This is a genomic window from Phenylobacterium sp. Root1290, from assembly GCF_001425305.1.
Classification (GTDB): Bacteria; Pseudomonadota; Alphaproteobacteria; order Caulobacterales; family Caulobacteraceae; genus Phenylobacterium.
This window is the reverse complement of record NZ_LMEE01000001.1, coordinates 1,030,861-1,046,746: the sequence shown is the minus strand read 5'-3', so window position 1 is coordinate 1,046,746 and position 15,886 is coordinate 1,030,861. Positions and strand designations below refer to the sequence as shown.

Annotated in this window: 19 protein-coding genes; 12 read left to right on the top strand and 7 right to left on the bottom strand. The window is 67.4% G+C overall.

The window, feature by feature from the left end; genetic code table 11:
• Nucleotides 1–20: 20 nt before the first annotated feature.
• On the bottom strand, nucleotides 21–1,193 hold the full coding sequence (locus ASC79_RS05085; RefSeq protein WP_056020598.1) for an MFS transporter: 1,173 nt from the start codon (nucleotides 1,191–1,193) through the stop codon (nucleotides 21–23).
• 109 nt (nucleotides 1,194–1,302) lie between these two features.
• Here ASC79_RS05085 and ASC79_RS05080 point away from each other — a divergent pair, with 109 nt between their 5' ends.
• Together ASC79_RS05080 and ASC79_RS05075 are read left to right on the top strand one after the other, a co-directional pair.
• Nucleotides 1,303–1,647: a GIY-YIG nuclease family protein gene (locus tag ASC79_RS05080; protein ID WP_056020595.1), complete on the top strand. Its 345-nt coding sequence runs from the start codon at nucleotides 1,303–1,305 to the stop codon at nucleotides 1,645–1,647.
• Between the two features lie 203 nt (nucleotides 1,648–1,850).
• Complete coding sequence (locus ASC79_RS05075) at nucleotides 1,851–2,417, top strand: GNAT family N-acetyltransferase (RefSeq protein ID WP_082531939.1); 567 nt, start codon at nucleotides 1,851–1,853, stop codon at nucleotides 2,415–2,417.
• Between the two features lie 41 nt (nucleotides 2,418–2,458).
• Here ASC79_RS05075 and ASC79_RS05070 read toward each other — a convergent pair whose 3' ends face one another.
• On the bottom strand, nucleotides 2,459–3,325 hold the full coding sequence (locus ASC79_RS05070; RefSeq protein WP_056020589.1) for a 50S ribosomal protein L11 methyltransferase: 867 nt from the start codon (nucleotides 3,323–3,325) through the stop codon (nucleotides 2,459–2,461).
• 113 nt (nucleotides 3,326–3,438) lie between these two features.
• On the opposite strand from ASC79_RS05070, the gene ASC79_RS05065 reads away from it, so the two are divergent.
• Nucleotides 3,439–3,837, top strand: coding sequence for a hypothetical protein (locus ASC79_RS05065; RefSeq protein WP_056020587.1), 399 nt, complete (start codon nucleotides 3,439–3,441; stop codon nucleotides 3,835–3,837).
• Nucleotides 3,838–3,840: 3 nt separating this feature from the next.
• Here the strand turns inward: ASC79_RS05065 and ASC79_RS05060 are convergent, their stop codons facing one another.
• Nucleotides 3,841–4,743, bottom strand: coding sequence for an alpha/beta fold hydrolase (locus ASC79_RS05060; RefSeq protein WP_056020582.1), 903 nt, complete (start codon nucleotides 4,741–4,743; stop codon nucleotides 3,841–3,843).
• Nucleotides 4,744–4,814: 71 nt separating this feature from the next.
• Entirely contained in the window at nucleotides 4,815–7,169 is a 2,355-nt protein-coding gene (locus tag ASC79_RS05055) for a UvrD-helicase domain-containing protein (RefSeq protein ID WP_056020579.1), read from the bottom strand.
• Between the two features lie 96 nt (nucleotides 7,170–7,265).
• Here ASC79_RS05055 and ASC79_RS05050 point away from each other — a divergent pair, with 96 nt between their 5' ends.
• Nucleotides 7,266–7,481, top strand: coding sequence for a hypothetical protein (locus ASC79_RS05050; RefSeq protein ID WP_156378332.1), 216 nt, complete (start codon nucleotides 7,266–7,268; stop codon nucleotides 7,479–7,481).
• A 2-nt stretch (nucleotides 7,482–7,483) separates the two neighbouring features.
• Nucleotides 7,484–7,615, top strand: coding sequence for a hypothetical protein (locus tag ASC79_RS21615; RefSeq protein WP_255352723.1), 132 nt, complete (start codon nucleotides 7,484–7,486; stop codon nucleotides 7,613–7,615).
• On the opposite strand, the gene ASC79_RS05045 is transcribed toward ASC79_RS21615, so the two are convergent.
• Nucleotides 7,612–7,821: a ribbon-helix-helix domain-containing protein gene (locus ASC79_RS05045; protein ID WP_056020573.1), complete on the bottom strand. Its 210-nt coding sequence runs from the start codon at nucleotides 7,819–7,821 to the stop codon at nucleotides 7,612–7,614. The genes ASC79_RS21615 and ASC79_RS05045 overlap by 4 nt on opposite strands.
• 119 nt (nucleotides 7,822–7,940) lie before the next feature.
• Here ASC79_RS05045 and ASC79_RS05040 point away from each other — a divergent pair, with 119 nt between their 5' ends.
• Nucleotides 7,941–8,723 (top strand): Coq4 family protein, encoded by a 783-nt coding sequence (locus ASC79_RS05040; protein ID WP_056020570.1) that lies wholly within the window; start codon nucleotides 7,941–7,943, stop codon nucleotides 8,721–8,723.
• Nucleotides 8,724–8,841: 118 nt separating this feature from the next.
• On the opposite strand, the gene ASC79_RS05035 is transcribed toward ASC79_RS05040, so the two are convergent.
• Nucleotides 8,842–9,024 carry a DUF4169 family protein gene (locus ASC79_RS05035; protein ID WP_056020563.1) on the bottom strand — a complete coding sequence of 61 codons (183 nt, stop codon included), beginning with the start codon at nucleotides 9,022–9,024 and terminating at the stop codon, nucleotides 8,842–8,844.
• 166 nt (nucleotides 9,025–9,190) lie between these two features.
• On the opposite strand from ASC79_RS05035, the gene ASC79_RS05030 reads away from it, so the two are divergent.
• From ASC79_RS05030 to ASC79_RS05020, 3 genes are all read left to right on the top strand, one after another.
• Nucleotides 9,191–10,891 (top strand): CHASE domain-containing protein, encoded by a 1,701-nt coding sequence (locus ASC79_RS05030; RefSeq protein WP_056020560.1) that lies wholly within the window; start codon nucleotides 9,191–9,193, stop codon nucleotides 10,889–10,891.
• Between the two features lie 100 nt (nucleotides 10,892–10,991).
• Complete coding sequence (locus ASC79_RS05025) at nucleotides 10,992–11,723, top strand: NYN domain-containing protein (protein ID WP_056020557.1); 732 nt, start codon at nucleotides 10,992–10,994, stop codon at nucleotides 11,721–11,723.
• 93 nt (nucleotides 11,724–11,816) lie between these two features.
• Nucleotides 11,817–12,047: a DUF2171 domain-containing protein gene (locus tag ASC79_RS05020; protein WP_056020555.1), complete on the top strand. Its 231-nt coding sequence runs from the start codon at nucleotides 11,817–11,819 to the stop codon at nucleotides 12,045–12,047.
• Nucleotides 12,048–12,108: 61 nt separating this feature from the next.
• Here the strand turns inward: ASC79_RS05020 and ASC79_RS05015 are convergent, their stop codons facing one another.
• Nucleotides 12,109–13,311: a pyridoxal phosphate-dependent aminotransferase gene (locus tag ASC79_RS05015; RefSeq protein WP_056020552.1), complete on the bottom strand. Its 1,203-nt coding sequence runs from the start codon at nucleotides 13,309–13,311 to the stop codon at nucleotides 12,109–12,111.
• Between the two features lie 172 nt (nucleotides 13,312–13,483).
• Between ASC79_RS05015 and ASC79_RS20680 the strand changes: the two genes are divergently transcribed.
• The 3 genes from ASC79_RS20680 (at nucleotide 13,484) to ASC79_RS05000 (ending at nucleotide 15,727) form a co-directional block, all read left to right on the top strand.
• Nucleotides 13,484–14,308: a GNAT family N-acetyltransferase gene (locus tag ASC79_RS20680; RefSeq protein WP_082531938.1), complete on the top strand. Its 825-nt coding sequence runs from the start codon at nucleotides 13,484–13,486 to the stop codon at nucleotides 14,306–14,308.
• 73 nt (nucleotides 14,309–14,381) lie between these two features.
• Nucleotides 14,382–15,110: a TVP38/TMEM64 family protein gene (locus tag ASC79_RS05005; protein ID WP_056020549.1), complete on the top strand. Its 729-nt coding sequence runs from the start codon at nucleotides 14,382–14,384 to the stop codon at nucleotides 15,108–15,110.
• Entirely contained in the window at nucleotides 15,110–15,727 is a 618-nt protein-coding gene (locus tag ASC79_RS05000; RefSeq protein WP_056020546.1) for a glutathione S-transferase family protein, read from the top strand. The genes ASC79_RS05005 and ASC79_RS05000 overlap by 1 nt, the downstream gene beginning before the upstream one ends.
• The last annotated feature ends 159 nt before the right edge of the window (nucleotides 15,728–15,886 follow it).

Here is a 15,886-nt window from a genome sequence, read left to right as displayed (position 1 = left end):
GCCGCAGCCCCTGCGCCACCCTAGGCCGTGGGTTTGCGCAGGACGAAGAGGCAGCCCAACGCGCCCAGGCAGGCGATGATCAGCACCCACAGCGACATCTGCGGCGAGCGCTCCACACCGAGCGCGAAGATCAGCGGCGCGGCGGCCCCGACCAGCCGCGAGGGCACGCTCAAGGCGCCCAGCCGGCCGCCGTAGTTTCGGCTGCCGAACAGCACCAGAGGCAGGGTGCCGCGTACGATCGTGAAGAGGCCGTTGCCGGCGCCGTAGAGGATCGCGAAGGGCGCCGCCGCCAGCGGGCCCAGGGCTAGCAACAGCAGCGCGCCCGCCGGGAACATGGCCACCGCAGCTCGCGCCGAAACCAGCGGATGGATCCGGCGCACCAGGGCGAACTCCGCCAGCCGCGCCGCCACCTGGGCCGGGCCGACCAGCATCCCGGCGGCGATGGCGGCCGCGGCGCCGGCGCCCAGGCCCATCAGCAGCGGCGGAAGATGAGCCGCCATCACTGATCCGACCCCGGCCATGACCGCCAGGGCGGCGGCCAGCAGGACCATCTTCAGGGCCATGCCGGGAACGGGCGGCTCGTCCTCTTCTTGGGCCTGCACATGGCCCTTGCTTGCCAGACGCACCGGCCGCGGCAGGGTCAGGTGAAGGGGGAGGGCGATCAGCAGGTTGGCCGCGGCCCAAAAGAGCGCCGTGGCGCGCCAGCCATAGGCGCTCTCCATCCAGGCCGAGAGCGGCCAGGCGATGGTGCTGGCGAAGCCGGCGATCAGAGTCACGCCGGTGATCGAGCGGCGGGCGTCCTGTCCGAACCAGCCGACCAGACCGGCGAAGGCGATGTCGTAGAGCGCCAGCGCCATGCCAGCGCCCAGGACCACCCAGGCCAGGGCCAATTGCCGGCCGTCCTGAGCCATGGCCATGCCGACGAGCGCGAGCGTGAGCACCAGGCTGCCGATCGCCAGCGGACGCCGCGCCCCGTGGCGGTCCACAGCGCGCCCGGCCATTGGGCCGAGCAGCGCTGAGAGCAGCAGGCCGCCTGAGAAGGCTCCGAAGACGAAGGCTGTGGAAACGCCGAGTGAGCTCGCCTGCGCCTTCGCCAGGGTGGCGGGCAGATAGCTGGTGCAGCCGTAGCCGATCAGCTGCGTGACGCCCAAGGTCCAGACCGCGCGGCGGGGAGTGATGGCTGGCGCCTGCATGCCCGGCCTCCTTCGCTCCGAGGCCTAAGGGGAGTCGGCGCCTCTGACCGCCCAAATAATTTACCCGGATATAATTGACTCGGCGTCCCGGGCCGGCCATTTGATCGGTATGGACAAGAGCAACCGCCGCGAGGCCATCCGCCAGTACAAGGAACGCAAGGTCCCGATCGGGATCTTCGCCCTGCGCTGCCTGACGTCTGGACAGGCCTGGGTGGGCGCGTCGCGCAACCTCGACGGACAGCGCAACTCTTCGCTGTTTGGCCTGCGGCTCGGCAGCCATCGCAACAAGGACCTGCAGGCGGCGTGGAACGCAGCGGGCGGGGAGCCAGGCTTCGAATTCGTGATCCTGGAGCAGCTTGAGGACGAAGAGCTCGGTCCAATCGGCCGCGACACTTGGCTGAAGTCGCGGGAGCGTCATTGGCGCGAGCAACTCCACGCCCGCTCGGCGATCTAGACGGCCGCCAAGGCGTCCTGCATAACATCGCTATGCGTCACGCAATCGCCCTCTCGAATTCCTGCGGTCCCATTGGGGCCGTGTGTCTTCGCGTGGGCTGATCGCCACACCTTAGACCCACGTCGACCCCGCCGCGCGGCAGGGTCGATGACGACGCATTCGAGCCCCGCCGACGGCTATCAGCCCTCGAAAGGGAAGCTCCCATGGACCAGACACCACCTTACAGCCTCCGGACGCCACGCCTCTTGCTGCGGGAGTTCACGCCTGCGGACGAGGATGATGTCCACGTCTACGCCAGCGACGACGCAACCGTCCGCTACATGGACTGGGGTCCGAATACTCGCGAACAGACCAGGATCTTTCTGGGTGAGGAAATCGAGCGTGCGAGCGTCTCGCCGCGCGTGCACGTCGGTCTGGCCGTGCAGCACCTCGAAACCGGAACCGTGATCGGCTCGATCCGGCTGGGGCTCTGGCCACACCGCAACGCTGACATCGGCTACAGCTACGGCAGCGCCTGGTGGCGTCAGGGCTATGGGTACGAGGCCGCGCACGCCATCACGGCCCATGCGTTCGACGCGCTCGGCGTGCACAGGCTCTGGGCGACCTGCGACACCCGCAACGCCGGCTCCTACGCCATCATGGAAAAGCTTGGCATGCGGCGGGAAGGCACCCTGCGGCGGAACCAGCCGGCCCGCGATGGCGGCTGGCGCGACACCCACGTCTACGGCCTGCTCGCGCAGGAGTGGGCGTCGCGCGCTGACGCTGCCTGACCGGCGGCCCGGCGCCCGAGGCCTTTGGACCTCGGCGCCGGCTAGGCCCGGCGCAGGACCAGCGTCGCCCAGGCGTCGCGGTGGATGCGGCGATGCAAGCGGAAACCCTTGGACAGGTAGGCGGCCAGCACCCGGCGCTCCTGGGTGCGCAGCAGGCCCGAAAGGATCGCGAAGCCGCCCGGCTTCAGCGCGGATTTGATGTCCTGCGACAGCGCCACCAGCGGCGGCGCCAGAATGTTGGCGAACACCAGATCGTAGGGCGCGGCCTTCGCCACCAGTCGGTGCCCGAGGCCGGAGGCGTGCACGAAGCGCGCGGTCGACTTGTTGAGCTTGGCGTTCTCGTTGGAGATGCGCACCGACGGGCCGTCGATGTCGGTGCCAACCGCGAGTTTGCTGCCGGTCAGCGCTGCGGCGATGGCCAGGACGCCGGTCCCGGCGCCCACGTCCAGGACCTTGTCGAAGCGACGCGACTTGATCAGGTCGTTGTACGCGATCAGGCAGCCGACGGTGGTGCCGTGGTGGCCGGTGCCGAACGCAGCGCCGGCCTCGATGCGCAGGTTCACGGCGTTGGTCGGGGCGCGGCCCTTGTCGTGGGCGCCGAACACGAAGAACCGCCCAGCGCGCACCGGCGGCAGACCTGACAGGGCCATGGCCAGCCAGTCGGCGTCGGCCAGCTTCTCGACGACGGTCTTCAGCTCCGGATAGGCGGCCAGCGCCTCGACCAGGCCGTCGGCCTCTTCGGTCGTGGTCGGGAAGGCGTCGATCCGCCAGACGTTGCGGTCCTCGTCCTCCTCGAGGATCGAGTAGGTCGCCCCTTCGAGCAGCGGATTGGCGTCGATCGCTTCGGCGGCGGCTTCGGCAATGGCGCGGGGACCGCGGGAGATGATCTGAACAGCGTCTTGGCTCATGCGCGCCCTTTAGAGGCTGGGCGCGCGAAAGGCGAGGGGGCATGGCGCGCCCGTGTTTTCACTTCCGCGCCCCAGCGTGCCATCATGGGCTTTCCAGTGACGAGGTTTCGCCCATGAGCAAGTACAGCCCCCTCTCGGATCATCTCGCCCAACGCGCCGAGGACGACTGGCGCGCCAGCTTTGCAGAGATCGAGATGGTGCTGGGCGCGTCCCTGCCCAAGGCCGCGCGCCAGCCGGCCTGGTGGATCGGCGCTGACAAGCCTCACCAGAAGTCGTGGCTCGATCACGGATGGCGCGTCTCCGCGGTGGGCGAAGGCATGGTCTCGTTCAAGCGCACCGTCGCCCACGAGGTGCAGCCTCCGGCCCTGAAGGCTGCAGCCGAGACCGCCTCCACCCAGGCGCACGTCCGCCAAACCGCGGGCATCGCCGCGGCGGTCGGCGGCGCCATCGCCGTGCTGGCGGGGCTGGGCCTGCTGGCCGCCAAGGTGATTGGCGGCCGCAAGTCGACATGATCCCTAGGCGCTGACGCTCGCGCGGCGGGTGGCATGCTCGATCAGGTCGGCCACCTGCTTCCACAGCGCCTTGGGCAGGTTGTGGCCCATGCCTGGGATGATGTGCAGTTCCGCGCCCGGGATCGTCGCGGCGGTGTCCTCGCCGCCTTGCACCGGCACCAGCGGGTCGTCCGCGCCGTGGATGACCACGGTGGGCGCGGTGATCTTCGCCAGTGCTGCGCGGCGATCGCCGCTGGCGACGATGGCCGCCATCTGGCGCGACGTGCCGACCGGATAGAAGGCGCGTTCATAGTCCGAGAGCAGCTGCGCACGCTGATCGGCGTCATCGACCGGATAGCCGGGGCTGCCGATCACCTTGGCGCTGGCCAAGCCGTAGTCGAGGAATGCGTCGATATCGGCCTTGGGGTTCGGGGCCACGCCGGTAAGCCGCTTCGACGCCTCGGGCGAGGCCGGCGGCACGGCGGGATTGCCGGTGGTCGACATGACCGAGGTCAGCGACAACACCCGCTCGGGATGCTCGGCAGCGACCATCTGGGCGATCATCCCGCCCATCGAGGCGCCGACGATGTGGGCCTTCTTGACGCCGAGCGCGTCCAGCAGACCCACGGCGTCGTTCGCCATGTCCGACACCAGGTAGGGCGCGTTGGGCTTTTCGCCCTTCATCAGCGACGCATAAAGCGCCGGCATGTCCGCTGGTCCCGCCTCGTCGAACTTGTGGGACAGTCCACAGTCGCGGTTGTCGTAGGCCACCACGCGGCGGCCGCCCGCGGTCAACAGTTCGATGAAGCCGAGCGGCCAGCGCGTCATCTGTGCGCCCAGCCCCATGATCAACAGGATGACGTCGCCGTCCGCCGGGCCGTGGTCCTCATAGTACAACGGAATCCCGTTGGCGGTGATCGTCGGCATTTCGGCTCTCCCAGCGATTGTTGGGAAACAACCTGAAGCAGGGCGGGGACGGCGGCAAGCCGCCCACGTCCTCAGGCCTTCGTCACGAAGCTGTCGATGACCTTCTTGTCGCCGGCTTTGTCGAAGCCGACGGTCAGCTTGTTGCCGTCCACCGACTTCACCTGGCCGTAGCCGAACTTCTGGTGGAACACCCGCTCGCCGCGCTTGAAGTCGCTGGCGGCCGAGGATTCCGACACCACCAGCCGGCCTTCGCCTTCGATCACTGCGCCGCGGCCTGGATGGCTGCCGCGGAAGTTCCGCTCCTGGGCGCGCTTCCAGCCGGGGCTGGAGTAGCCCGCGCCGAAGGTCGGACTCTCGTCCCAGCGGCTGCCGTGCTGTTGCTGCATGCCTGGGCCGCCGCCGTAGTAGCCGGTCTCGGAACTGGCCTCGACGTTCTCCAGCGGCAGTTCGTCGACGAAGCGGCTGGGCAGTTGGCTGGTCCAGCGGCCGTAGACTTGGCGGTTGGCGACGAATGAGATCCGGGCTTCTTCGCGCGCTCGGGTGATGCCGACATAGGCCAGCCGGCGTTCCTCCTCGAGCCCCTTCTCCCCTTTCTCGTCCATGCTGCGCTGGGACGGGAAGACGCCTTCCTCCCAGCCGGGCAGGAAGACCAGCGGGAACTCCAGGCCCTTGGCTGAGTGCAAGGTCATGATCTGGACAGCATCGGCCTGCGGCCCGCGGTCCATGTCCATCACCAACGACACGTGCTCGAGATAGCTTTCCAGCGTGTCGAAGGACCCCATCGACTGGACGAGCTCCTTCAGGTTCTCCAGCCGGGTCTGGGCCGTCGGCGTCTTGTCCAGGCGAAGCGCGTCGGTGTAGCCGCTCTCCTCCAGGACCTGCTCGGTCAGGCGCGAATGGTGGATGGCCTGGGCCTGACCGCGCCAGCGATCGACGTCGCGCAGGAAGTTGGAGAGCGCGGTGCGCGTGCGGGCCGCCAGTTCGTCGGTCTGCACCGCTTCACGCGCGGCCTGCATGACCGGCACGCCGTTCACGCGCGCGATCTGCAGCAGCTTCTGCACGGTGGTGTCGCCGATGCCGCGCTTGGGCACGTTGACGATCCGCTCGAAGGCCAGGTCGTCGTCCGGCGACTGGATCAGCCGCAGATAGGCGTGGGCGTCGCGGATCTCGGCCCGTTCGAAGAACCGGGGGCCGCCGACCACCGTGTAGGGGATCTGCAGCATCACGAAGCGCTCTTCGAACGCCCGCATCTGGAAGGAGGCGCGGACCAGGATGGCGATGTCGCGGTACTTGCGCGGGTCCTTTTCGGTCCCGCCCTTCTTGGCGCGCTCGATTTCCTCGGCGATCAGTCGGCTCTCGGCCTCGCCGTCCCAGACCCCGCGGACGATGACCTTCTCGCCGCCGTTGTGTTCGGTCCACAGCGTCTTGCCCAGACGGCCCTTGTTGGCCTTGATCAGGCCCGAAGCGGCCGCGAGGATGTGGCTCGTCGAGCGATAGTTGCGCTCCAGACGGATCACCGTCGCGCCGGGGAAATCGCGCTCGAAGCGCAGGATGTTGTCCACCTCAGCGCCCCGCCAGCCATAGATCGACTGGTCGTCGTCGCCGACGCAGCAGACGTTCTGCCGCTTCTGGGCCAGCAGCCGCAGCCACAGATACTGGGCGACGTTGGTGTCCTGGTATTCGTCCACCAGCACGTACTTGAACCGTTCGTGGAAGTCGGCCAGCACATCGGGATTGGCCATGAAGATGGTCAGGTTGTGCAGCAGCAGGTCGCCGAAGTCGCAGGCGTTCAGCACCCGCATGCGCTCTTGATACAGCCGGTAGAGCGCCGGGCCCTTGCCATTGGCGAACTCGCCGCCCTCGGACGGCGGCACCCGATCGGGCGTCCAGCCGCGGTTCTTCCAGTGGTCGATCATCCCGGCCAGGGCCTTGGGCGTCCAGCGCTTGGAGTCGATGTTCTCGGCTTCCAGAACCTGCTTGATCAGACGTTCCTGGTCGTCGGTGTCGAGGATGGTGAAGTTCGACTTCAGGCCGACCAGTTCGGCGTTGCGACGCAGAATCTGGGCGGCGACCGAGTGGAAGGTGCCCAGCCAGCGCAGGCCCTCGGCCGCCGGACCGATGATGTGGGTGATCCGCTCGCGCATCTCGCGCGCGGCCTTGTTGGTGAAGGTGACGACCAGCAGTTCCCACGGCTTGGCCCGGCCGGTGGCCAGGATGTGGGCCAGGCGGGTGGTCAGCACACGGGTCTTGCCTGTGCCGGCGCCGGCCAGCACCAGCACCGGACCTTCGGTGGCTTCAACGGCCGCCCGCTGTTCGGGATTGAGGCCGGTCAGGTAGTCGGGGCCGCGCACGCGCGCCAGGTCGCTGACACGCGGAGCGGGCAGGGCGTCGTCGAACGGGTTGTCGAATGATTCAGGCGAGGACATTGGAACATATGTAGCACACGGCGCGGGCGGCTTAAGTCGGAACCGCCGTCGCCAGCGTTCGTTTTCCACCTCGACCCTGAGCCCAGGGAGGAGTTCATGGCGGACAGGTCTAGTTCGAGCACCATGGTCTGGCTGGCGATCCTGATCGGAGCGCTGGTTCTGGGCATCGGCGCCATCGGCTATGCCGTCGTCAGCCGGCAGGCGCAGTCCGATCTCCCCAAGGCCATCGACGTGGACATCAACGTGCCGCGACCGCCGTCGCTGCCCGATGCGCCGAAGATGCCCGACGCGCCGCTGCCGGCGCCGAGATAGCCGTGAGCGACGACGAACCCCCTCCGCCCCGGCGCAAACCGATCCCGCTCTTTTTGTGGACGATCATCGGCTTCCTGGTGGCGATCGCCTTCATGTTCACGATGCGGGCGCTCAATCCGCCAGGGATCGGCTAGCCCTTCGCAAACACCAGTGCGGCGACGCGGCAGGCCGAGGCCAGGGGCCGTTCGCCGCGGGTCTCGTCGATCTGCGCGATCAGCACCGCCAGGCTGACGCCACGCGCCGCCGCCATCTCGTCCATCACCGCCCAGAACTCCGGCTCCAGCGCCATGGAGGTCGCGTGGCCCGAGAGCAGGATCGAACGTTTCTTCAAGGATGCCATGAGAGGAGTTGTGGCCCAGGCGCCACGTTGCGGCAAAGCGTTCGTTTGTTATCTTGCAAAAAGATGACGCCTGCGTCACTTTCAATCCAAACGTTGTTCGCTTCGAAGGCTGCTTCCCCATGGCCATGACTGCCGACGCACTTGACGCCCCGATGGCCCGCCAGGCTGCGCCTGCGAACGTCCGCCTGCCCAAGCCCCGCATGCAGTGGGGGACGGCGCTGAAGGCGCTGCAGCGCCTGCTGAACGACAAGGAAGACACCGGCCAGGTGTTCGAGATCATGCGGGCGCTCAACGGCACCTCGACGGCGGACTGCTATCAGCGCCTGCTGACCACGACCCAGGGCGGCCGCATCGCCTACGAGCGGCAGGAACTGGCCGACCGTCTGATGGACGACGCCTGGCTCGATTCGCTCGCGCCGGGCACGGTCGGGGCCGCCTACCGGGACTTCGTGCGATCCGAGGAGCTGTCGGCGGAAGGCCTGGCCGAGGTCAGCCGGATCGAGGGCAATGAGGTCGACATCGTCCATCCCTACGCCTGGATGGGCCGCCGCACCCGCGACGTGCACGACATCTGGCACATCCTTTCGGGCTATCACCGCGACGGTCTGGGCGAGTCCTGCCTGGTCGCGTTCTCCTACGCCCAGACCAAGGGCCTGGGCTGGGCTCTGATCGCTTTGGGCGCGGCGTCGCGCTCGCGCGGCTCGGACTACCCGTACGTCAAGGCGATCTGGCAGGGCTACCAGCGCGGCAAGGCCGCTCGCTGGCTGCTGGGCGAGGACTACGAGCGCCTGCTCAACGAGCCGCTGGACGCCGCGCGCGAGCGTCTCGGCATCACGCCGGCCACCATCTACGAATCCATCCCGGTCGAGGCGCGCGATGGGGCGGTTCCGGCCCGGATGTAACGCGTTCTGCGCGCCGGTCCGGGGGGAGCGGCGCGCACGAACGGCGCTGTGCACAGCGCCGGGCGGGTGGGGGAGTGTCGAGCCTTCCCCACCCACGCCCTTGCTCTGGCCGGCCTGACTATTCGGGCTTGTCGAGCTTGGCGCCGTCCAGAGCCTGATCGGCCTTCTGCGTCTCGGCCTTGCTCAGATCCTTGTCCGCCCTTGTCCGGCCGAACTTAGCGCGGTTCTCGCGGGCCTGATCGCGCGCCCTGTCCCGTTCACGCGCCTTGCGGGCCTTGTTCAGGTTCACGACGTTGCTCATGGGCCCTCCCTGCGCTTGGGCTCTGGACTGCGTGACGAGTCCCTCTTCCAGATACCCCTTGAACGACGCGCTGTCAGGCCGCCGGCGCAAACGAAAGAACGCCGTTCTTTCCAGGGCGCCTATTCGGAGCTAAGGCGTTGTTGGTCGGCTAGGATCGGAAGACGCCGTGGCGACCAGCCTTTCTCAGACACTGATCGAGCGGGTGCGCGGATGGCCGGTGCTGACGTGGCCGGCCATTGTGGCTGCGGTCGGCCTGATCGCTACGCTCGCCGGGACCTACATGATGGAGCAGGGGCGCCAGGCGCGTGAAAGCCTGCGCTTCGACGCGGTGGTCGATCAGGCCAACGAGGCGGTCGCCAACCGGCTCGACACCTACATCGCTGTTCTGCGCGCGGGCGCCGGTCTCTTTGCGGCCAGCGAGGACGTCAGCGCTCCTGAATTCCGCGCCTTCGCGCAGCGCGTCGAGCTGACCCGCCGCTATCCCGGGATTCAGGGCATCGGCTACACGCTGCGCGCGCCACCCGGAGGCGCGCCGGCGCTGGCTGCCCGAATGCGGGCGGAGGGCATCGCTGACGCCGAGCTGCGGCCCCCCACCGACGGCGAGGTGCACGCCATCATCTATCTGGAGCCGCTGGACTTCGTGAACCGGCGCGCCCTGGGCTTCAACATGTACGCCTTCCCGGTGCGCCGCGAGGCGATGGATCGAGCCCGCGATACGGGCTTGCCGGCTCTATCGGGAAAGGTCGAGGCCATTGAAGAGGTCGACGCCAAGCGCCAGGCTGGCTTCCTCATTTACGAACCGGTCTATGACGGGGGCGATGTCCCGGCCACCGTCGCCGAGCGCCGGGAACGTCTCGAAGGGTTTGTCTATGCGCCCTTTCAGGCCAGCGATCTGTTGGGGAGCGTCCTGCCGGCGACGAAGGGCGCAGGGCTCGACTACGCTGTTTACGACGGAAAGCCCTCCGTCGGCACGCTGCTGAGCCAGTCGCCGGACGCCGCCGCCCAGCGCGGCGGCCTGGTGGCGACGCGCACGCTCGACATCGCCGGACGCAACTGGACGATCATCTATCGGGCGCGCGCCGACTATGACCATGGGGCCGATCGCTGGGTGACGCTGGCCTTCATCGTCGGCGGACTGATTGCGACCACCCTGGTCAGCCTGGCGACCTGGCGGCAGGTCAAGGCGCGCTTGGCCGCTGAGCGCGAGATCGTGGCGCGTATCGCCGCCGAGGCCCGCCAGAAGCTGCTCCTCGACGAGCTGAACCATCGCGTGAAGAACACCTTGGCCACCGTGCAGTCCATCGCCGCGCAAAGCCTGCGCCACGGCACCGACGTGAACAGCGTGCGCAAGAGCTTCGAAGCGCGCCTGATCGCGCTGTCCCAGGCGCACAATCTGCTGACTCGAGACAATTGGACCGGAGTGAGCCTGGCGGAGCTGCTCGACAGCGAGCTCAGTCCCTATGGCGGGGATCACGGCGAACGGGTGGTTCTGGCGGGAGAGCCCGTCTGGCTTGCGCCCAACACCGCCGTGGCCTTGGGCATGGCGTTCCACGAACTGGCGACCAACGCGGTCAAATACGGCGCGCTCTCGAACGAGGACGGGCGGGTCCACGTGACCTGGACGCTGGCGCCGGGATCGGGATCGCGCCAACTGAGGATCGTCTGGCGCGAGATCGGCGGCCCGCGGGTCACCCAACCCGACCGACGCGGCTTTGGCACGCGCGTCATCGTCGGCGGGCTCGCCCATCAGTTGGACGGCGTGGTCGACCTCGATTTCGCCCGCGACGGCGTCGTCTGCACGATCGTCTTCGCCTTGCCCGCGGCAGGCGTGGAAGAGGAGATCCTCGACCTCGGATCGGCGGCTTAGATGTTCGCTGGAGTTCTGCCCCGAATTCCACGGTACGGGGCTAGGTTTACTCTGAATTGCGCTGATACAGTCCCGCCAACGCCGCGGGAGTTATCGAGCCATGGCTGAGCAGAGAGCGCCCCGCCTGGCGGTCCTCATCGACGCCGACAACGCCTCGTCACGCATCGCACAGGGCCTGTTTGAGGAGATCGCCAAGATCGGCGAGGCCAGCGTGCGGCGCATCTACGGGGATTTCTCGGGGACCCGGCTCAAGGGGTGGGCTGACATCCTGTCCACCTACGCCATCATGCCGCATCAGAACTTCGCCTACACCTCGGGCAAGAACGCGTCCGACATCGCCCTGGTGATCGACGCCATGGACCTGCTGCACAGCGGGCGGTTCGACGGCTTTTGCCTGGTATCCTCCGACAGTGACTTCACGCGTCTGGCCGCCCGCATTCGCGAGCAGGGCGTCGACGTTTATGGGTTCGGGGAGCAGAAGACGCCCGAGAGCTTTCGCCAGGCCTGCCGGCGTTTCGTCTACACCGAGAATCTGTTGCCAGAGGCGCCGGCGCCGGATCGGCCTGAACCTGTCTCCGCAAGTCCACCGCGCAGGTCGCCTAGCGCCGCACGGCCATTGATCCGCAAGGCCCTCGCACAACTGGACGAGGCCGAAGGCTGGGCGCCTCTTGGGCGGGTGGGCCAGCAATTGGCCATCCTCGCGTCGGACTTCGACCCCCGGACCTATGGCTGTGCAAAGCTCAGCGATCTGGTCGACAAGGCAGGAGCGTTCGAGGTGCGGCGCGATGAAGCCGGCCCGATTTTTATCCGCACCCGGCCAGCGAGGTCCTGAACGCCGGAGGCCCGAATCTCCGGCCAAGCTGAAACCGGCCTGGCGATCAGTCGTTCTCTTGCGACCCTCAAAACGCAAGACCAGGAGAACGCCATGCATCCCGGCATTCGCGAACATATGGAAGTCATCGGTTCGGACGGCGGCCACGTCGGCCGGGTCGACCACGTGGTCGGCAACGACATCGAACTGGCCAAGCTCGACCTGGGCGCGGGGCTCAAGCACCACATGATCCCGCTCTCGTGGGTCGATGACGTGGTGGATGAGAAGGTCAGGCTCAACCTGACCAAGGATGCGGCGAAGGCCGCCTGGCGCGAAAAGCACTAGCGCCAAACAGAAACGGCCCGGAGCGATCCGGGCCGTTTCCGTATTCAGCTCTTGAAACGGGCTATTTCAGGTTCGCGCAGAAGCGCTGGATGCGGGTGCACGCATCTTCCAGCACGGCGTTGGACGTCGCGTAGCTGATGCGGAAGAACGGCGAGAGGCCGAAGGCCGCGCCGAACACCACCGAGACGCCTTCCTGCTCGAGCAGTTCGACGGCGAAGTCCTGGTCGCTGGTGATGACCTTGCCGCTCGGCGCGGTTTTGCCCAGCAGCTTCTCGACCGAAGGGTAGACGTAGAACGCGCCCTCCGGCGTCGGGCAGACGATGCCGTTGGCCTGGTTCAGCATCGAGACCACCAGGTCGCGACGGCCTTCGAACAGCTTCGCGTTCGGCTTGATGAACTCCTGGGTGCCGTTCAGCGCCTCGACCGCCGCCCATTGCGAGATGGAGGACGGGTTGGACGTCGTCTGGCTCATCACCTTGGCCATCGACTTGATCAGCGCCTCCGGGCCGGCCGCATAGCCAATCCGCCAGCCGGTCATGGCGTAGGCCTTGCTGACGCCGTTCATGGTCAGGGTGCGGTCGTACAGCGCCGGCTCGACCTGGGCGATGGTCCAGAATTGGAAGTCGCCGAACACCAGGTGCTCGTACATGTCGTCGGTCAGGATCCACACGTGCGGATGGCGCAGCAGAACGTCGGCGATGCCGCGCAGTTCTTCCTTGGTGTAGGCTGCGCCCGACGGGTTCGACGGGGAGTTCAGGAACACCCACTTGGTCTTCGGGGTGATCGCCGCTTCCAGATCGGCGGGCTGCAGCTTGAAGCCGGTCGCATCCGAGGTGGCCACCGCCTTGGGCGTGCCGCCGGCCAGCAGGACGATGTCCCAGTAGCTGACCCAGTACGGCGTCGGGATGATCACCTCGTCGCCGGGATTCAGCGTCGAGATCATGGCATTCCAGATCACCGGCTTGCCGCCGGGCGAGACGTTCACCTGGCTGGTCTTGTAAGTCAGGCCGTTCTCGCGCTGGAACTTGGCGACGATGGCTTCCTTGAGCTCAGGAATGCCGTCGACGTTGGTGTACTTGGTCTTGCCCTCGCGGATAGCCTTGATAGCGGCTTCCTTGATGTTGTCGGGCGTGTCGAAGTCGGGCTCGCCGGCCGCCAGCGAAATCACGTCGCGGCCCTGCGCTTTCAGTTCCCGGGCTTTCGCGTCCGCCGCCAGGGTGGCGGACGGCTTGACGCGGGCGAGCGCGGAGGATTCGAGCGACATGGCGGGCAGACTCCCGGAACAGGTTGAATGGAACGCGCGCGGTTTAACCGAAGGCCGCGTAAAGGCAAACCCGCCTTGAGGCTGGGGAGCGCGGATTGTCTTCGGCTTCATCGTGCGCGCTGGCGACCCGTGTCCTTCCATGGCTAAGCTTCCGGGCCGAGCGGAGGTGGCGATGGACGAGACAGTGAGTGTGCGCCGCGCGCGGGCCGACGACGTGGAGGCGATCGGCGCTCTGACCCGTGAGGCCTATGCGAAGTGGGTCCCGCTGATCGGTCGCGAACCGCTGCCGATGACTGCCGACTACGCCCAGGCGCTGAACTCACACCGCTTCGACCTCCTGCATGTCGGGGGTGAGTTGGCTGCGCTGGTCGAGACGGCGCCGGACGGAGACCATCTGCTGGTCGTCAACGTCGCCGTGCGGCCCGCCTTCCAGGGGCGCGGTCTTGGCGTGCGAATGATGCGCCTGGCCGAGGATCTGGCCGCGGAGGCCGGGCTGGCGGGCGTGCGGCTCTATACCAACCAGCGGTTCGAGGCGAACATCGCCCTCTACGCCTCGCTCGGATACCGGATCGACCGGGAAGAGGCGCTGAACGGCGGCGTCGCGGTGCACATGTCAAAGCGCATCGAGCATCCGCAGGCGGCCGCCTCGGCCATCGCTTGCCTTGAAGCCTTCACCGAGTGCTTCAACCGTCGCGATGCCGTCGGCATGGACGCCCAGCTGCACTTTCCACACGTGATACTGGCGGACGAGAAGCTCAGTGTCTGGAAGGCGCCAGGCCAGCTACCAGAAGGTTACTTCGACGATCTCGCTGCGACAGGCTGGCGCCGCAGCACCTACCACGAGAAGCGCGTCGTGCTGTCGAGCCCGACCAGGGTCCATCTGCTGGTCGACTACTCGCGCGACGGGGAGGGCGGCGTTGTCCTCAGCCGCCACGCCAACCTATGGATCGTCACGCTTGAGAACGGTCGTTGGGGCATCAAGCATCGATCGTACTGATCCGCCCCGCCGGGTCCGCGCCTCGGGTCCCGCCTGCCTTGACCCAGCGGCGCGAACAGGCGACGGGAGAGCGATGCGCCGCATCCTCCGCTTCCTCACCGAAATGGACGCCAAGGCTTGGCGAACGCTAGCCGTGTCCTTCGTCCTGTTCGGCGGCGTCGGCGTCGTGTTTCTGTTCGGCGCCCAGGTGCTCGGCTTCGACGGCGAAGCGACGGTAGAACGCTGGCTGGGTTTGGCGTCCGACGGCCCCTGGGCGTTGCCCGTGGCGGTCGCCGCCTTTGCGATCCTGGCCTTTGTCGGCGTGCCGCAATTCGTGCTGATCGCCGCGGCGGTGGTGGCCTTCGGCGCATGGTCGGGCTTCATCTACAGCTGGATCGGCACGATGGTTTCGGCGCTGGTCGGCTTCTATCTCGGGCGCGTCGCCGGGGCGCGGACGCTGCAGGTGCTGTCCAGCCAGGGCGTGCAGCGCTTCATGGACCTTGTTGGCCGCAACGGCTTCCTCGCCAGTCTGATCGTGCGGCTTGTGCCCTCCGCGCCGTTCATCGTCGTCAACATGGCGGCCGGCGTGACGCCGATGCGGATGCGCGACTTCACGCTGGGTACGGCTATCGGGATCATTCCCAAGATCGTGCTCACCGCCTTCGCCGGCAACTCCATTGTCCAGGTGCTGAAGGGGGAGGGCGGCGCCCACCTGCTCTGGCTGGGGCTCATCGTCCTGATCTGGATCGCCATCGGCTGGTTCGCCCGCAACTGGCTCAAGTCTCGCGAGGACGCGATCAGCGGGCCGATGAAGGACGACTGATGCTCAAGCTGCACTACTCCACCGGCTCTTGCGCGCTGGCCTCCCACATCGCGCTGGAGGAGGCCGGAGCCGAGTACGAAGCCGTCCGCATGGACCTGCGGGCTGGCGACCAGCACAAGCCTGAGTACCTGGAGATCAACCCCAAGGGCCGGGTGCCGGCGCTCGTCACGGATAGGGGCGTGCTCACCGAAAACGTGTCGATCCTGGCCTTCATCGCCCAGGCGTTTCCCGAGGCGAACCTCGCCCCGGCCGATCCGTTCGGCTTCGGCAAGGTTCAGGAGTTCAACGCCTACCTTGCCTCCACCGTCCATGTCGCCCACGCCCATGGCCGCCGCGCGGGGCGCTGGGCCGACGACGCCCAGGCCCAGAAGGCGATGCAGGACAAGGTCGCCGACAACATGGCCTCCTGTTTCCAGCTGATCGAGGACGAGATGTTCGTTGGTCCCTGGGTGATGGGCGAACAGTACACCGTCTGCGACCCCTACCTCTTCACCCTCGCAAGCTGGCTCGACGACGACGGTGTCGACCCGTCGCAGTTTCCCAAGGTCAGCGCGCACATGGTGCGAATGATCACCCGTCCGGCCGTCTGGAAGGCCATGGCTATGGAAAACGCCTGACGCCGCGTAGGGGAAGGTTCTTGCGCGCAGGCGCTTCACGCCTTGATTTTGCGCAATAGTCTTGCGGCTCGGGCGCCGTTTGGGTACACACGGCGCCATGCGCACGCAGCCGAACAGCCTGCTTCTACTTGACCTGGGGCTTAGCCGCCCCTGGGCGAC

Excerpts from the sequence above, each read along its gene's own strand:
- ASC79_RS05000 (WP_056020546.1), top strand. The coding sequence starts at position 15,110 with ATGCTCAAGCTGCACTACTCCACCGGCTCTTGCGCGCTGGCCTCCCAC.
- ASC79_RS05035 (WP_056020563.1), bottom strand. The coding sequence starts at position 9,024 with ATGAGCAACGTCGTGAACCTGAACAAGGCCCGCAAGGCGCGTGAACGG.
- ASC79_RS05055 (WP_056020579.1), bottom strand. The coding sequence starts at position 7,169 with ATGTCCTCGCCTGAATCATTCGACAACCCGTTCGACGACGCCCTGCCC.
- ASC79_RS05045 (WP_056020573.1), bottom strand. The coding sequence starts at position 7,821 with ATGGCATCCTTGAAGAAACGTTCGATCCTGCTCTCGGGCCACGCGACC.
- ASC79_RS05015 (WP_056020552.1), bottom strand. The coding sequence starts at position 13,311 with ATGTCGCTCGAATCCTCCGCGCTCGCCCGCGTCAAGCCGTCCGCCACC.
- ASC79_RS05060 (WP_056020582.1), bottom strand. The coding sequence starts at position 4,743 with ATGCCGACGATCACCGCCAACGGGATTCCGTTGTACTATGAGGACCAC.
- ASC79_RS05075 (WP_082531939.1), top strand. The coding sequence starts at position 1,851 with ATGGACCAGACACCACCTTACAGCCTCCGGACGCCACGCCTCTTGCTG.
- ASC79_RS05050 (WP_156378332.1), top strand. The coding sequence starts at position 7,266 with ATGGCGGACAGGTCTAGTTCGAGCACCATGGTCTGGCTGGCGATCCTG.
- ASC79_RS05085 (WP_056020598.1), bottom strand. The coding sequence starts at position 1,193 with ATGCAGGCGCCAGCCATCACTCCCCGCCGCGCGGTCTGGACCTTGGGC.
- ASC79_RS20680 (WP_082531938.1), top strand. The coding sequence starts at position 13,484 with ATGGACGAGACAGTGAGTGTGCGCCGCGCGCGGGCCGACGACGTGGAG.
- ASC79_RS05005 (WP_056020549.1), top strand. The coding sequence starts at position 14,382 with ATGCGCCGCATCCTCCGCTTCCTCACCGAAATGGACGCCAAGGCTTGG.
- ASC79_RS05070 (WP_056020589.1), bottom strand. The coding sequence starts at position 3,325 with ATGAGCCAAGACGCTGTTCAGATCATCTCCCGCGGTCCCCGCGCCATT.
- ASC79_RS05025 (WP_056020557.1), top strand. The coding sequence starts at position 10,992 with ATGGCTGAGCAGAGAGCGCCCCGCCTGGCGGTCCTCATCGACGCCGAC.
- ASC79_RS05020 (WP_056020555.1), top strand. The coding sequence starts at position 11,817 with ATGCATCCCGGCATTCGCGAACATATGGAAGTCATCGGTTCGGACGGC.
- ASC79_RS05040 (WP_056020570.1), top strand. The coding sequence starts at position 7,941 with ATGGCCATGACTGCCGACGCACTTGACGCCCCGATGGCCCGCCAGGCT.
- ASC79_RS05065 (WP_056020587.1), top strand. The coding sequence starts at position 3,439 with ATGAGCAAGTACAGCCCCCTCTCGGATCATCTCGCCCAACGCGCCGAG.
- ASC79_RS05080 (WP_056020595.1), top strand. The coding sequence starts at position 1,303 with ATGGACAAGAGCAACCGCCGCGAGGCCATCCGCCAGTACAAGGAACGC.